13 protein-coding genes are annotated in these 13,821 nt (G+C 45.3%); 6 read left to right on the top strand and 7 right to left on the bottom strand.

The window, feature by feature from the left end:
• Positions 1-148: 148 nt before the first annotated feature.
• Together asd and ACYFDN_RS16355 are read right to left on the bottom strand one after the other, a co-directional pair.
• Entirely contained in the window at positions 149-1,258 is a 1,110-nt protein-coding gene (asd, locus tag ACYFDN_RS16360; RefSeq protein WP_152783978.1) for an aspartate-semialdehyde dehydrogenase, read from the bottom strand.
• Positions 1,259-1,426: 168 nt separating this feature from the next.
• Positions 1,427-1,771 (bottom strand): hypothetical protein, encoded by a 345-nt coding sequence (locus tag ACYFDN_RS16355; protein WP_016403829.1) that lies wholly within the window; start codon positions 1,769-1,771, stop codon positions 1,427-1,429.
• A gap of 346 nt (positions 1,772-2,117) precedes the next feature.
• Here ACYFDN_RS16355 and ACYFDN_RS16350 point away from each other — a divergent pair, with 346 nt between their 5' ends.
• Genes ACYFDN_RS16350 through ACYFDN_RS16340 form a run of 3 tightly spaced genes read left to right on the top strand, consistent with a single transcriptional unit; the run spans position 2,118 to position 5,413 of the window.
• Positions 2,118-3,554, top strand: coding sequence for a HAMP domain-containing sensor histidine kinase (locus tag ACYFDN_RS16350; protein WP_152783976.1), 1,437 nt, complete (start codon positions 2,118-2,120; stop codon positions 3,552-3,554).
• The gene (locus ACYFDN_RS16345) at positions 3,544-4,065 is read left to right on the top strand and encodes a hypothetical protein (RefSeq protein ID WP_016403827.1); all 522 of its coding nucleotides are present in this window, start codon (positions 3,544-3,546) and stop codon (positions 4,063-4,065) included. The genes ACYFDN_RS16350 and ACYFDN_RS16345 overlap by 11 nt, the downstream gene beginning before the upstream one ends.
• Positions 4,052-5,413 carry a sigma 54-interacting transcriptional regulator gene (locus tag ACYFDN_RS16340; protein ID WP_152783974.1) on the top strand — a complete coding sequence of 454 codons (1,362 nt, stop codon included), beginning with the start codon at positions 4,052-4,054 and terminating at the stop codon, positions 5,411-5,413. Before ACYFDN_RS16345 ends, ACYFDN_RS16340 begins: the two co-directional genes overlap by 14 nt.
• Here the strand turns inward: ACYFDN_RS16340 and ACYFDN_RS16335 are convergent.
• A complete protein-coding gene (locus tag ACYFDN_RS16335) occupies positions 5,410-6,633 on the bottom strand; it encodes a dicarboxylate/amino acid:cation symporter (protein ID WP_483511961.1) in 1,224 nt (407 codons plus the stop codon). The two genes, ACYFDN_RS16340 and ACYFDN_RS16335, sit on opposite strands and share 4 nt — an antisense overlap.
• A 241-nt stretch (positions 6,634-6,874) precedes the next feature.
• Here ACYFDN_RS16335 and ACYFDN_RS16330 point away from each other — a divergent pair, with 241 nt between their 5' ends.
• Positions 6,875-8,125, top strand: coding sequence for a leucine-rich repeat-containing protein kinase family protein (locus tag ACYFDN_RS16330; RefSeq protein WP_483511960.1), 1,251 nt, complete (start codon positions 6,875-6,877; stop codon positions 8,123-8,125).
• 55 nt (positions 8,126-8,180) lie between these two features.
• Here the strand turns inward: ACYFDN_RS16330 and ACYFDN_RS16325 are convergent, their stop codons facing one another.
• Positions 8,181-8,684 carry a hypothetical protein gene (locus ACYFDN_RS16325; RefSeq protein WP_483511959.1) on the bottom strand — a complete coding sequence of 168 codons (504 nt, stop codon included), beginning with the start codon at positions 8,682-8,684 and terminating at the stop codon, positions 8,181-8,183.
• An 86-nt stretch (positions 8,685-8,770) separates the two neighbouring features.
• A complete protein-coding gene (locus tag ACYFDN_RS16320) occupies positions 8,771-9,289 on the bottom strand; it encodes a hypothetical protein (RefSeq protein ID WP_483511957.1) in 519 nt (172 codons plus the stop codon).
• Between the two features lie 259 nt (positions 9,290-9,548).
• Here ACYFDN_RS16320 and efpL point away from each other — a divergent pair, with 259 nt between their 5' ends.
• Both efpL and ACYFDN_RS16310 read left to right on the top strand, forming a co-directional pair.
• Positions 9,549-10,121, top strand: a complete 573-nt coding sequence (efpL, locus tag ACYFDN_RS16315) for an elongation factor P-like protein EfpL (RefSeq protein ID WP_016404048.1) — start codon at positions 9,549-9,551, stop codon at positions 10,119-10,121.
• 78 nt (positions 10,122-10,199) lie between these two features.
• A complete protein-coding gene (locus ACYFDN_RS16310) occupies positions 10,200-11,081 on the top strand; it encodes a DUF2971 domain-containing protein (RefSeq protein WP_483511956.1) in 882 nt (293 codons plus the stop codon).
• A gap of 269 nt (positions 11,082-11,350) precedes the next feature.
• Here the strand turns inward: ACYFDN_RS16310 and ACYFDN_RS16305 are convergent, their stop codons facing one another.
• The gene (locus ACYFDN_RS16305) at positions 11,351-11,734 is read right to left on the bottom strand and encodes a hypothetical protein (protein WP_483511955.1); all 384 of its coding nucleotides are present in this window, start codon (positions 11,732-11,734) and stop codon (positions 11,351-11,353) included.
• Between the two features lie 122 nt (positions 11,735-11,856).
• Complete coding sequence (locus ACYFDN_RS16300) at positions 11,857-13,818, bottom strand: propionyl-CoA synthetase (RefSeq protein WP_483511954.1); 1,962 nt, start codon at positions 13,816-13,818, stop codon at positions 11,857-11,859.
• Positions 13,819-13,821 lie beyond the last annotated feature (3 nt).

Below are 13,821 nucleotides of genomic sequence, written 5' to 3'. Positions count from 1 at the left end.
ATGAAAACAATTTGCTGCTTAATTGTTGTTTGTGTTGTTCAAGGGAGAAAATGGCCCAGTTTAAAATCCCAATTTGTAACTTGCTGAGCTAATGAAAAGCAAAAAAAAGCCCAGTTGATTAACTGGGCTTTATCGATTTTAAACTTGCTTACTTGCCAATTAAGATGCGCAACATACGGCGTAGCGGTTCTGCTGCGCCCCATAGCAATTGGTCACCCACTGTGAAGGCCGAAATGTATTCGGGGCCCATGGTGAGCTTACGAATACGACCAACCGGAACACTAAGTGTGCCAGTTACTTTGGTTGGAGTAAGTTCTTGAGCTGATAATTCGCGATCGTTTGGAATTACTTTTACCCAATCATTGTGAGCGGCTAAAATTTCTTCAATCTCGGCAACTGGAATGTCTTTTTTCAGCTTAATGGTAAGCGCTTGGCTGTGACAACGCATAGCGCCAATGCGCACACATATCCCGTCGATAGGGGTTTGTTGATCGCTGGTGCCAAGAATTTTGTTCGCTTCAACTTGCGCTTTCCATTCTTCTTTACTTTGACCACTGGCTAGTGGCACGTCAATCCAAGGGATTAAGCTGCCAGCTAACGGTACGCCAAATTGATCGGTAGGGAAATCGTCACTACGCATTTTATCGGCCACTTTGCGGTCGATATCAAGAATGGCAGATGCTGGATCGGCTAACTCTGTGGCTACATCGTCACGAATCTCGCCCATTTGGCTGATTAATTCACGCATGTTACGCGCACCAGCGCCAGAAGCAGCTTGGTAGGTCATTGGGCTAACCCATTCGATAAGGTCTTTTTCGAACAATCCGCCAATGGCCATTAATAACAATGAAACGGTACAGTTACCGCCTACATAAGTTTTTACACCCTTGCTTAAGGCTTGGTCAATCACGTCACGGTTTACTGGGTCTAATACAATAACTGCATCATCTTCCATACGAAGTGCTGATGCTGCATCAATCCAGTACCCGTCCCAACCACTTTCGCGTAGTTTAGGGTAAACGTCTTTGGTGTAATCACCACCCTGACAGGTGATAATGGTGTCCATGGTTTTTAGGCTGTCGATATCGAAGGCATCTTGCAAGATGGTTTCGCCGGTGCCAACATCTGGACCTGCAATACCTACTTGAGAAGTACTAAAAAAAACCGGAGCTATGTGGGCAAAATCGCTCTCTTCGCGCATACGCTGCATTAACACGGAACCCACCATGCCGCGCCAACCAACCAAACCTACTTTCATGGTCCGTTTTACATCCTTTATTTTATGATCTTTGTGTTTGCTGTTTGGCTAAACAAGTGCGTTTAGCCAATCTTTGAGATTACCATTGGCAAGCCTTTAACACTAGCGCTTATCAAAGAAAATTGAGCGCTTTTCAACCACTATTTGCGAAGATGATTGCAGCGCGATTTAGCGTGGGCTAGTTGGAAAGTTAACCACTTTGGGAGATTGGCGCTGATCTTCGCTAATGTTTATGTTGCGGCTGCGGCGCTTTCCTTGGGAATAGCGGTCGTAGCAAGCATCGGTAATGCCCATTTCTTGGCAAAATTGTACGAAGCTGGCAAAGTCCTTACCGCTAAAGGCGTTGTCACTGCGGGTGAGTTGGCTGTCGATGTAGGCTTGGGTGCCGTTAAAGTTGATATTAGCGCAGGCATCATAGGGTTGCCCATATTCACTTACTCGGATAGCGCGCACCATTTTTATTTCGAAAATCCAATCGCCAATTCTTAAACAACGTTGATCAAACTGTTCCATTTTGATTCCTTTAGCTAAATAATTTGGCGAGATAATAAGAAGCCGCTCACCCTAAACCCTGTGAGCTACAGCACAAATTAAGCCAAAAATTTAGCACTTAAAAATCAAAGCCTTAGTTATAGGGGTGACAAAAAGTGTCGCTGATTGGCGACAGTGGTGGGAAAATTTGCGGTTTAAATCTAGCCTACTAGCAACAAAAGTTTACACTTGTACCTTAAATCAGAGACTTAGCTTGGTTATTCATCATATGTAATGACTGTCTCTGATTGGCGACAGTGGGATTTTTGTGCATCTCTGGCATTATAGTCCGCTGTTTGGATTGTTGTTCCTCGCTAGGGATAGTTGTTTGATTAATTTTCGCGTGCTGGCCTCTATTCGCCGGCTTAGCTTTTGGGCCTTAGCCACCTTGGGATTGCCCTTATTACTTAGTTTATTGCTTGCCTCATATTATTTGCAACAAGTGTCTATGCAAGGCCAGCAAACCGCGTTTTTGTCGGCGCAAGTGGTGTCGGCAAGTAAACGTTTAGATGAGTCTTTATTAGATTTAGAACGCAGTGCGCGGCAATTTAGAGTACTTGCCGATGAAAATCGTTTAAAGCTTTATCAACGCCAGTGGCAACGGGTATCTAAGGGTTTGTTTGAGCTGCGTACTGGCACTGAAGATAAAGAGCTATTGCAGATTGTTTATGAATTAGAGCAGCAACTGCAATCTTTAAGTGAGCTAATGGAGAGCCCTCAAGCCTTACAAAGAGTGGCTCTAAATATACAATTTAAGCGCTTTGCTAGCTTAAGTCATCGCTTCGACCAACGTAGTCAAAGTTTAATTAATGAACTGGCTATGGCTTTGCAACATACCACGCAACAGGCTCAGCAACGTTTGTTGTTTAGCATGATAAGCCTGCCTTTTGCCTTGGCCGCAGCGGTATTGCTGGTATTGGTTATTACTCGGCCCTTGCAACAGTTACGGCCACAAATAGCCCGTTTAAAGTCGGGCGAGTTTGAGCAAGCCATTAAGGTAAGTGGGGCTACCGAAGTGATGGCGATTGCCGATGCATTGGATGATATGCGTTTAAGGCTATTGAGTTTAGAGCAGCAAAAAACTGCTTTTATTCGACATATTTCGCATGAGCTAAAAACTCCGTTGGCGGCTATTCGTGAAGGTAACGAACTGCTCTATGACAACAGTGCAGGGCCACTTAACGCTCAGCAGCAGGAAATTACCGAAATACTGCGTGATAGCAGTTTGCGCTTGCAGCAGTTGATTGAAGCCTTGCTGGATTTTAATTTGCTGTTGGATACCCCAGGTGAACAAGTGCATCACCCAGTGGACTTAAAGCCACTTATTGAAAAAGTGTTAGCAAGCCATCGCTTGAGCCTGTCTAGCCGGGGCTTAAACCCTAAGATAGAGTTGGGAGAGAGCTGTGTGATGGCCAACCAAGAGCAGCTCCGGGTGATCGTCGATAACCTATTGTCGAACGCGATTAAGTTCTCGCCACAAGCTGGGGTGATAAAACTGGGCTCGTTTGCCACGGTAAACGGGGTAAGTTTATATATTGATGACGAAGGTGAAGGCATTGAAGATGAGCTACAGCAACGGATCTTCCAACCCTTCGTTCAAGGAAAAACCGCTAAAGATCCGCGTTTAAAAGGCAGCGGTTTAGGTTTAACCATTGCCAAAGAGTTAGTTGAACGGCAACACGCCAGTTTGCGTTATCAACGCTTAGAACAAGGCAGTCGATTTGTCGTAGAAGGTTTACAGGGAAGCGAGTTAGATGAAAGTTAAATTGTACGTAATGCTGCTTAGTATGGTAACGCTAATGCTTAGCGGTTGTGAGTTAACACGCCCCAATCAACCAGTGGTGCCTGTTAGCGACGCTCAGCAACTTGAGTTGGGTAAGTTTGACCCAGCGGCCTATTATTTAAATCTTGAAAGCCTCAGTGAAGATCAAATATTCAACGAGTTAGAGCTGTTATTACTGGATCCGCAGCAGGGTAATAATGGTATTAAACTTGGCCTAATATATGCCTATAAGAAGTCACCAGTGAAGAATCCGCACCGCGCTCATGCGCTGTTTAATAAGGCTTTAGCTAGCGAGCAAGTATTTGCCCAACGTGGCATGCTGGTGGCCTTAAACGACCAAATTGCGGATAGCTTGCGTTGGTTACATAAATACGAAGATCTCGCTTCTACCCAGCAGCAGCAAGAAGATTTACTGCAGCAGCAAATTGGGGCATTAAAAATGCAGCTAGATGAACTCACGCGAATTGAGCAACAACTAAATGAACGAAATTAATCATCAAGGCGGAAAGCTACTGGTTGTCGATGACGACCCCAGCCTACTACGTCTGATAAGCCTGCGATTACAATCAGCCGGATATGAAGTGCACGCTGTTGCCAGCGCCAAAGAAGCTTTGGCAGAGTTGGAAAGCTACCCGGCCCAGCTGGTTATTAGTGATGTACGCATGGACGGTATGGACGGCCTTGCTTTGTTTAATGCAATAAAGCAGTTGTACCCCAGCTTGCCGGTGATGCTACTTACCGCTCACGGTAATATTCCCGATGCTATTGCGGCCACTCAACAAGGTGTATTTGGCTATTTAACTAAACCTTTCGATAGCCAAGAGTTGCTGGCAAAAGTAGCTGATGCTTTACAGCTTCAGCCAAATATTGCGGAAGGCGAAAGCCAACAACCTCAGGCTAGCTGGCGCAGTGACATTATTAGTCGTAGCCCAATAATGGATGTGCTGATCAAGCAAATTCAACAAGTTGCACCCAGTGATGTAAATATCATGATTCAGGGTGAAAGTGGCTCGGGTAAAGAGTTGTTGGCTAAGGCGATTCATCAGGCTAGCCAGCGTCACCAAGGCCCATTTGTTGCGGTGAACTGTGCAGCTATTCCCGAAGGCTTGTTTGAGTCCGAGCTATTTGGTCACGCCAAAGGCGCGTTTAGTGGTGCAGCCAATGCGCATCCCGGTTTATTTCAAGCAGCTAACGGTGGAACCTTATTTTTAGATGAAATCGCTGATACGCCCTTAAGTGTGCAAGTTAAATTACTGCGTGCTCTGCAGGAGCGGGAAGTCCGTCCGGTGGGTTCAACCAAGAACATTCCAGTTGATGTGCGAATTGTTTCGGCCACCCACCAAGATCTATATCAAGCAGTGCAGCAACAAGAGTTCAGGGAAGATCTTTATTATCGCCTTAATGTGGTTGAGTTGGGCTTGCCGCCATTAGCCAAGCGCCGAGAGGATATTCCTTTATTGGTGCATCATTTCAGCCAGCAAATTGCCGATCGCCAAGGCAGTGCGCTAAAAACCTATTCTCCAGAAGCCATGTCTAGCTTGGTATCGGCGCGTTGGCCAGGCAATGTTAGGCAGCTAATGAATGTGGTTGAGCAAACCAATGCCTTATCTACTGGGCCGTTGATTCCGGCGCAGCTGGTTCAACAAGCCTTGCGAGAAAAGGCCGAGTTGGTGAGTTTTTCTCAGGCTAGGGATGAGTTTGAGCGAGGTTATTTAGCGCGGTTATTGCGCCTAACTCAAGGTAACGTGAGTCAGGCAGCGCGCTTAGCGATGCGTAATCGCACCGAGTTTTATAAGTTACTGGAGCGCCATCATCTGCGCCCCGAATCGTTCCGTGCTTAAAGGTGCTTTTCGTTAAAACGATCAACAATCACGGCACAAGCTGCATCGCCAGTGATGTTTAACGAAGTACGGATCATGTCGAAAATACGGTCCAATGCAAACAATAGTGGTAGGCCTTCAATAGGAATGCCTGCCGCTAGCAATACCGCGACTACCAAGAACGATGGGCCTGGAACACCTGCTTGACCAATTGCCCCCAAAGTAGCGGTAAAAATAATTGCCGCATAAGCCGCTAAGCCTAAGTCTACTTGGAACATTTGCGCAAAAAATACCGCCACTAAACCGTAGTAAATAGCATTACCACTCATGTTAATGGTTGCCCCTAAAGGCAGTACAAAAGAGGCTGTCGCTTTAGATACTTTTAGTTCTTCTTCTACTACTTCCATGGTAACCGGCAGGGTTGCCATAGATGATGAAGTTGATAACGCCACTGCTTGAGGCTTTTTCATAGCACTCATAAACTCACGCACCGACATGTTAGAGAACAGCTTAATGGTGAGTGGGTAGAAGACAAAACCATAAATAAGAATAGCTGCTACATACACGCCAAACAGCTTAGCGACTAAACCTAGCATGGCAAAACCAAAGGTGCCCACCGATTCAGCCATAAGACCAAATACACCAAGTGGCGCAATTAGCATTACTACGTTGATCATCCAAATAAAGGCACGAATAACAGTGTCTAAGCCGCTCATGATAGGAGCTGTTTTATCGCTAGGTTGCTTAGATAAGGCGATACCGAAGAACAAACAAAACACCATGATCTGCAGAATATTTGCATCCATTAACGAGGCAAAAATGTTTTCTGGGATCATGCCGATAACGGTTTCCATTACACCTGGTACGCCACCTTTATCGGCGTATTCGTTAGAAAACATATCGCTAGCTTGGCTTAAGTCTAAACCGGTACCAGGCTGGAATAGAGAACCCATAACTAAGGCGAGAGCCACTGCAACCGCAGAGGTTGCCATAAAGAAGCCAAAGGTAGAAATGCCAATTTTACCTGCAGCAGGGCTGTTACCAAGGTTGGCTGCGCCAGAAATAATCGACACGCCAATGAGTGGAATAACCAGCATTTTAATTAAATGGATGAAGATCGCGCCAAGTGGGGCAAATATAGCAGCTTGCTCACCCATTACTGCGCCAACTACCGTACCAATAATCATTGCTATGACTACTTGTACGCCAACATTTTTATAGAGTGGTTGTGCTGTGTCCATCAAGTTTCCTGTTGTGAATAGTGTTATCAGTGCAATTGATGGTCGCGAATTGTACTGCATAAAAGCTATAAAGTAATCATATATACCTATTTTCGATTAATATTCAGTTTTATGTGTTGCTGGTGGGGTTGGGGGAACGGGCAGTTATTTGAGGTGTAATTGCGCTTCTATTGTTAAATAGTTCACTATCGGTTTTTCAACAGGCTATTATGTCGCACTTTTATTATTTAGTTTTCCTAGCATGCATACTTTAGAGCAACTTCGTTCTGGCCAACTACGCCAACACACTCGCATTAATATCAAAGATAACCTAGAGCAACTGCCAGAAGAGTTTGCAGAGTATTGCCCACAAGTCGAAGTGCTGGACTTAAGTGACAATCAATTGAGCGCCTTACCTGAATCACTTAGCCAATTGCAAAACTTGCGAATAGTGTTTGCCTCAAATAATCAGTTTGAAGTACTGCCAGAAGTGCTGGGGCGCTGCGCTAAGCTAGATATGATAGGTTTTAAATCAAATAGCATTCGTCACGTATCTGCAGGGGCATTGCCGACAAAGTTGCGTTGGCTAATTCTTACCGACAATCAAATTGAAAGCTTGCCCGAACAACTGGGTGAGTGTAGCGAGCTGCAAAAGTGTGCCTTGGCGGGCAACCGCCTTACTGCCTTGCCACAATCAATGCAGCACTGCCAAAAATTAGAACTACTGCGTGTATCCGCCAACCAACTGGCTAGTTTTCCCACTCAATTATTAGCGCTTCCACGCTTGGCGTGGCTGGCGTTTGCCGGAAACCCTTTTTGCCAAGGTTTTGAGCATGGATCTGGTTTAGCAAAATATTCACTTGACGATTTTGTGTTTGATAAAGTTCTGGGACAAGGTGCCTCGGGCGTTATTTCTCTAGCCCACCCTAAACCCGGTATAGCGCTACCCAGCAGCGTGGCGATTAAAGTGTTTAAGGGAGAACTTACCAGCGACGGTTATCCAAGTGATGAGCTAGACGCCTGCTTACATGTAGACCAACATCCAGCCTTGATTAATTTTATTGGTCAAATTAGTGAGCCCGATTGCTCTGCGGTGGTAATGAAGCTGATTCCAGAGCATTTTAGCAATTTAGGCCAGCCACCTAGCTTAGCGACTTGTACGCGGGATACTTTTTTACCGGAACAGCAACTTGGCATTGCGGCAATTGCTAAGATTGTGGAGCAAATGCAAAGCCTACTGCAACACTTGGTTGAGCACCACATGTGCCACGGAGATTTGTACGCACATAATGTGCTGGTGGATGACAATTACAACATTGTACTGGGAGATTTTGGTGCTGCTTCGCATTACGAATTTTTACCGCAAGCAGTACAAGCAAAACTAATGCGCGTAGAGCAACGCGCATTAGCATTTTTTATCGAAGACATGCTGAGTATTTGTAGCCTAAATGAGCAAGCCTCAAATACCTATAAGCAACTTAAAAGCCAAGCAAAAGAATTTCTTGGCCTTTAAGTTATCAGCTTTGTGAGTGTCACAGTAAATAGCAACCACACCTTATGAAGGCCGCTTATTGTTGGTTATTTAAGGTTCTACAGTGGCTAATAAACTCGTGGGCTTCTGCATTATCTGATGGGAAGCGCATCTCTAGAACTGCCTCGATGAGCTGTGGCTCTTGTTCATCAATCGCTATGCAGTAGTGCTTATCGCTATCTTCTTCAAAAATGGTATGCGTATAAAGAAAGTCTTGGTCCTCATCGTATAAGTCGAAGGTATTGCTTGCCCCATAACTCACACGAAATACTGCATATTGATAAGCTGGATTGTTCGCGTCATCTAAAGGTTCTTCACCATCAAGGCGTTGATTTAATGTAACGTTCACCTGTTCAACGCCGTTCGCTATTAACAAGCGCTTAAAGTTGACCGTATCGTTGTTTGCCACATCATCAGGGAAAGATTGTTGTGAAGGGTAAAATGTTAGAAATACGCGGTTTAGATCATCGGTTTCAGATGAATCATTACAGGCCGTTAAGCCCAAGGTTAATAGCAGTGCGCTTAGTAATCGACAGGTCATGTGCTTTCCTATTTATTGTTTTTCACATCCTGTGGGCTGGCTTCCTTAAGAGACGCTTCAAAAAGCTTGAAGCGTCATATTCAGTTTTATTCGGCTTTTTCTTCCACGCCTTCATTAATTGTTCGGCAGGCTAAAATGAACTCGTGGGCTTCTTTTTTGGTTTCGGCAATTTTAACGGGCGAGTCCACTACTAGCTCAAATTTGCTCATGTAGATACTGGGTAAGCAAAGGTGGCGCTGGGTCATATCTGCGAAGATATCTATGTTATATAAAAACTCACCACTCTCAGAGTAAACATCTAAGGTCGTGCTGCCTAAAAAATCAATTAAGAAAGTAGCGTTTTGGCTGGCGTCTTCGCCGTTAATTCTTGGCTGCTCACCATCACGACGTTGGTTAATGGTGATGCTTTGCGCGGGCGACCCGCCATCAGCTCTAAAGTGACGTTTTTGAGTAATCGTTTCAGTGTCGCCGGCAGCACCAGGGAAAGACGTTGCAGGGGGGTAAAAAGTGACAGCAATTTGGCTTCTGGGTTGGTCATCTTCAACAGAACAAGCCATCAATAAAGCAGACAGTAGCGCAACAACAGCAATACGCGGGGACAACATTTAAACTCCTAAATAAGCAACAAGGCTAACTTTCCTGTTAGCTATTATCGTCCCTGAGTAATTACCGAGCTTTTTACAGAAAGCTGTTAAGCGGTGCAAGTGAAACTTTTAATTGTTGGCTAACTATCGGTAATTATTTTAGTTTTTGCGAGATTAATAACACAAAGCTTACTAATTGCTTAGCTCTAGGTCCGTCAACGGTTGCCTAAAAATCTGTACATGATATTTTCGTTGCACGATTTAGTTAAGGACTTCAGCCATGCCAAAGGCCAGTGAAATAAAAAAGAATGCCGCCATCGAACATAACGGCAAAGTGTATTTTGTAAAAGACATCGCTAAGTTAACCCCTAGCGGACGTGCTGGTGCTAGCCTGTACCGTATGCGCTTATACGATGTAGCCACCGGCGCAAAAGCTGACGAAAGCTTTAAAGCCGACGAAATGATTAACCTTGCTGATGTGAGCCGCCATCAAGTGATGTTTTCTTACATTGATGGTGACGAGTATGTGTTTATGGATAACGAGGATTACACCCCTTACAACCTAAACAGCGAAACCATCGCCGATGAGATTCCTTTCATCACCGAAGATACCGCGGGTATGCAAGTGGTTACCGTAGACGGAGCCCCAGTAGCTGTAGAACTACCTGCCAGTGTTGAGTTGGTTATCGTAGAAACTGACCCTTCAATTAAAGGTGCTTCAGCTAGTGCCCGCACCAAGCCTGCTATCTTAAGCACCGGCTTGTCGGTACAGGTGCCTGAATACATCGCCAGCGGCGAGAAGATTAAGGTAAGCACTGCCGAGAAGAAATTTATGAGTCGCGCAGAGAAGTAACTTGCTTTGATGGAAGTTAGGTGGACAAAGCAGCCTTAGGGCTGCTTTTTAGTTTCAAGTTAGTTGTTGGAGTTTCAGTTGAGTCAAAAAAACACTCTTATCAAAGAAGTCGCTGATGATAAATTCAACATACTAAAGTTCAGGTTTTATAACGATTTTTCACTGGATATTATCCGAAAGCGTGAGCTATTTTTTTCACCAATAACTCAGTTGAACGACCCTTTTGAGTTTATGGTTGCGCAGAGATCTGTATATAGTGAGTGTGAGTTACGTAAACTCTTTATTCAATCAGCTATTACTAGTGCTAAAGTTACTCCAGTTGCTTCAGTAAAGGCCGCTGAAGCTAGAGCTATAAAGTTATGGGAAAATGACAATCAAACTGCTTCCATGAAAGCCTTGGAATGGGTGAAGATCACGAATGATGGAGCAAATGCTCGTCTTGAAGAATTTAGGAGTTACGGAGTATTCTCTGCCACTGCTCATATACCTAGCTTCGACGGGGCTAACAATAATATAAGTGTTCCACATTTATGGGGGCATTATGCTGACGGTATGCGCGGTTTTTGTATAGAGTTCAATACTCGAGAGTTACTAGACTCACTGAAAGCTCTCAATTCGGAAGATAAGTTTGCTCACTCTTTTGTCAACTACACCGATATACCACCCATTTTAGCTAATGATTACATATATCGTAACCCGGGGGATACTTTGCGTCAGATGCAAGTGAAGCACCCAGTTTGGGAATACGAAGATGAATACAGGGTTCTTTGCGGGAAACCTGGTGTAAAGCGCTTTTCAAGAAAGGCTATAAAAACAGTCTTCATTGGTGCACTTATGCCGAAATCTGAGCAAAAATATATACGTAAAGTTATTCAGAAATATTTACCTACAGTTGGGGTTTGTACAGTCTCACCGGCTGAAAATAAGTTTGCCGTCAATATACAACTACTGGATTGGTAGCTTCATTGTTTTCAATTGGCTTTTATTATTTAGCTTTTTGCTTTCGCCTGCGGCGACTTACTTTTCTTTGACGGGCAAAGAACAGTAAGCAAAAGAAAGCCCGCCCCGCATCACCTTCACCCTGCGTTGCGCATCATCCAGCGCGCCGCGGCAACTCGCTTCGCTCAAACAGGCCTTAGCTTTATCGCTAGATGACTTACGCTACTCGGCGGTGATGAGGGATAAAAAAACAGCCTTTCGGCTGTGTAGCATTTTCACTAAGCTGGAACTTATTTAACTTCAACTTTTGGTTGGTAATAAAATTGGTAGAAAGCGCGGCCATTGGTTTCAAGGTCTTCTATCGACCATTGATTGGTACCACAATCCCAAGTTCCTGCTCCACTGCTAAGTCCTGCAAAAGTTCTGTCAGAATTAAATGCCAACCAAGATAGAGCGGCTAAACCATTTTTATTTGAAAAAGCTGAATAAGTAACCCCACCGCTGCTATTTCTAGGGTGTGTAAGCTGAAACAACCATTCTCGTTGATTATTTACGTCCCTACATAAAATTTCACTTGGCCAACCCGTTTTTAACTCAAGGGAAGTAATGTCTGCTTTCACAGGTAATGAGCTAAGAGCAAAAGGCAAGCAGCAGGCTACAAATAATTTCTTCATGATCGTCCTTGTTGTGTAGGTAGAAATCAACTGACATTACTATCATTAAATATTTGATAGTACAAGATAATTAAGCGACTAGGTGTCGCTTAATATTTTACGGCTTGTGTATGTCAACAATGTTAAATCATCGTTCTACCTTGGCGCATCAGCTCTTCAATTTCGCCTAAGCTGGCTGGGTCGTCGATGGTGGACGGGATGGCGTATTCTTCGCCGTCGGCCAGTTGACGCAACGTTCGGCGGAGGATTTTTCCGGAGCGGGTTTTAGGCAAACGCTGCACTATAATGGCTTGTTTAAAGCAGGCTAAAGGGCCAATTTCATTACGCACTTTTTGTACCAGTTCTTTGGATACTTCTTGCTCACTTTGTTGCACGCCGTCTTTAAGCACTACTAAGCCAAAGGGCACTTGGCCTTTTAGGTCGTCGTGGCTGCCAATAACCGCGCACTCGGCTACCGCGGGGTGGGCGCCAACTACTTCTTCCATTTCACCGGTTGATAAGCGGTGACCAGCTACGTTAATTACATCGTCGATCCGGCCCATTACAAACAGGTAATCATCTTCATCAATGTATCCGCCATCCCCAGAGACATAGTAACCGGGGAATTGTTTTAAATAGGCCGATTCAAACCTCGCTTGGTCTCCCCAAACAGTAGGCAAACAGCCGGGCGGTAGCGGCAGTTTTATGGCGATAAAGCCTTGTGCCATTGGGCCACACTCGTCGCCCATTTCATCTAAGATAGTAACTTGGTAGCCGGGTAGGGCTTTGGTGGCGCTGCCGGCTTTTACTGGCATACGCTCTAAGCCAAGAGGGTTACCTGCAATGGCCCAGCCGGTTTCGGTTTGCCACCAGTGATCGGTCACTGGTTTGTCGGTTTTGTTGATGGTCCATTCCAATGTTGGTGGGTCTAAACGTTCGCCCGCCATGAAGATGTCTTGCAGCTGGCTTAGGTCGTAATCTTTAACCAACACGCCATCGGGATCTTCTTTTTTAATCGCGCGAAAGGCAGTGGGGGCGGCAAACAATACTTTTACTTTGTGCTCGCTAGCAACCCGCCAAAATGCACCAGCATCGGGAGTGCGCACTGGTTTGCCTTCGTACAAGATAGTGGTGCAGCCGTAAATTAGCGGAGCGTAAACGATGTATGAGTGACCCACTACCCAGCCTACATCGGAGGCGGCCCAAAATACATCACCGGGTTTTACGTTGTACACCGCTTGCATCGAGTAGTTCATGGCAACGGCGTGGCCGCCGTTGTCGCGCACTACACCTTTGGGTTTGCCGGTGGTGCCAGAGGTATACAAAATGTATAGCGGATCGGTGGCGTCTACTGGCACGCAATCAGCCGGCTCAGCTTGCTGTTGCAGTGCTTGCCAATCTAGATATTGCTGATTAAATTCAACCGTTTGCTGAGGGCGTTGCCATACTAATACTGGGGTAGTCATCTGTTGGCTTTGCTCTAAAGCTAGGCTTACCATGGGCATGTAGTTAATGACTTTGGCGCCTTCCAGCCCGCAGCTGGCGGTAAGAATTACTTTAGGTTGGGCGTCGTCTATGCGAACCGCCAACTCTTGCGCAGCAAAGCCACCAAAAACTACCGAGTGAATCGCTCCAAGGCGTGCACAAGCTAGCATGGCGATGGCAGCTTGAGGGATCATTGGCATATACAGCACCACTCGGTCGCCTTTAGTGACGCCTTGGGCCGCTAACATACCAGCGGTACTGGCTACTTCATCACGCAATTGTGCGTAAGTGAATTGTTGTTTTTGCTCGGCTACTGGCGAGTCATAAATAAGCGCGGTTTGTTCCGCTCGGCCATTTTCACAATGGTAATCCAGTGCTAAATACGCGGTGTTCATGCTGCCGCCTTTAAACCAGCGATAATTGCCGTGTTCATCTTGGCTAAGTGCCTGTTCTGGTGGGCTATACCAAGCCAGTTGTTGGGCTTGCTCTAACCAAAACTGTTCGGGTTGCTGTTTGGCGTGGTCTGCTTGTTGCTGATAACTCATAATATGCTCCTCGTCCCTAAGCTGTTTACCACTTGGCAAGGGGAATTTTTTATTAGGCTTTACTTCAGTTACCATAGG

The organism is Agarivorans sp. D1326 (assembly GCF_056958115.1).
The sequence above is the reverse complement of the archived record's forward strand: the minus strand, read 5'-3'. Positions and strand labels throughout refer to the sequence as shown.

Coding starts and splice junctions, on each gene's coding strand:
- asd (WP_152783978.1), bottom strand. CDS start 1,258: ATGAAAGTAGGTTTGGTTGGTTGGCGCGGCATGGTGGGTTCCGTGTTA.
- ACYFDN_RS16355 (WP_016403829.1), bottom strand. CDS start 1,771: ATGGAACAGTTTGATCAACGTTGTTTAAGAATTGGCGATTGGATTTTC.
- ACYFDN_RS16345 (WP_016403827.1), top strand. CDS start 3,544: ATGAAAGTTAAATTGTACGTAATGCTGCTTAGTATGGTAACGCTAATG.
- ACYFDN_RS16340 (WP_152783974.1), top strand. CDS start 4,052: ATGAACGAAATTAATCATCAAGGCGGAAAGCTACTGGTTGTCGATGAC.
- ACYFDN_RS16335 (WP_483511961.1), bottom strand. CDS start 6,633: ATGGACACAGCACAACCACTCTATAAAAATGTTGGCGTACAAGTAGTC.
- ACYFDN_RS16330 (WP_483511960.1), top strand. CDS start 6,875: ATGCATACTTTAGAGCAACTTCGTTCTGGCCAACTACGCCAACACACT.
- ACYFDN_RS16325 (WP_483511959.1), bottom strand. CDS start 8,684: ATGACCTGTCGATTACTAAGCGCACTGCTATTAACCTTGGGCTTAACG.
- ACYFDN_RS16320 (WP_483511957.1), bottom strand. CDS start 9,289: ATGTTGTCCCCGCGTATTGCTGTTGTTGCGCTACTGTCTGCTTTATTG.
- efpL (WP_016404048.1), top strand. CDS start 9,549: ATGCCAAAGGCCAGTGAAATAAAAAAGAATGCCGCCATCGAACATAAC.
- ACYFDN_RS16305 (WP_483511955.1), bottom strand. CDS start 11,734: ATGAAGAAATTATTTGTAGCCTGCTGCTTGCCTTTTGCTCTTAGCTCA.
- ACYFDN_RS16300 (WP_483511954.1), bottom strand. CDS start 13,818: ATGGTAACTGAAGTAAAGCCTAATAAAAAATTCCCCTTGCCAAGTGGT.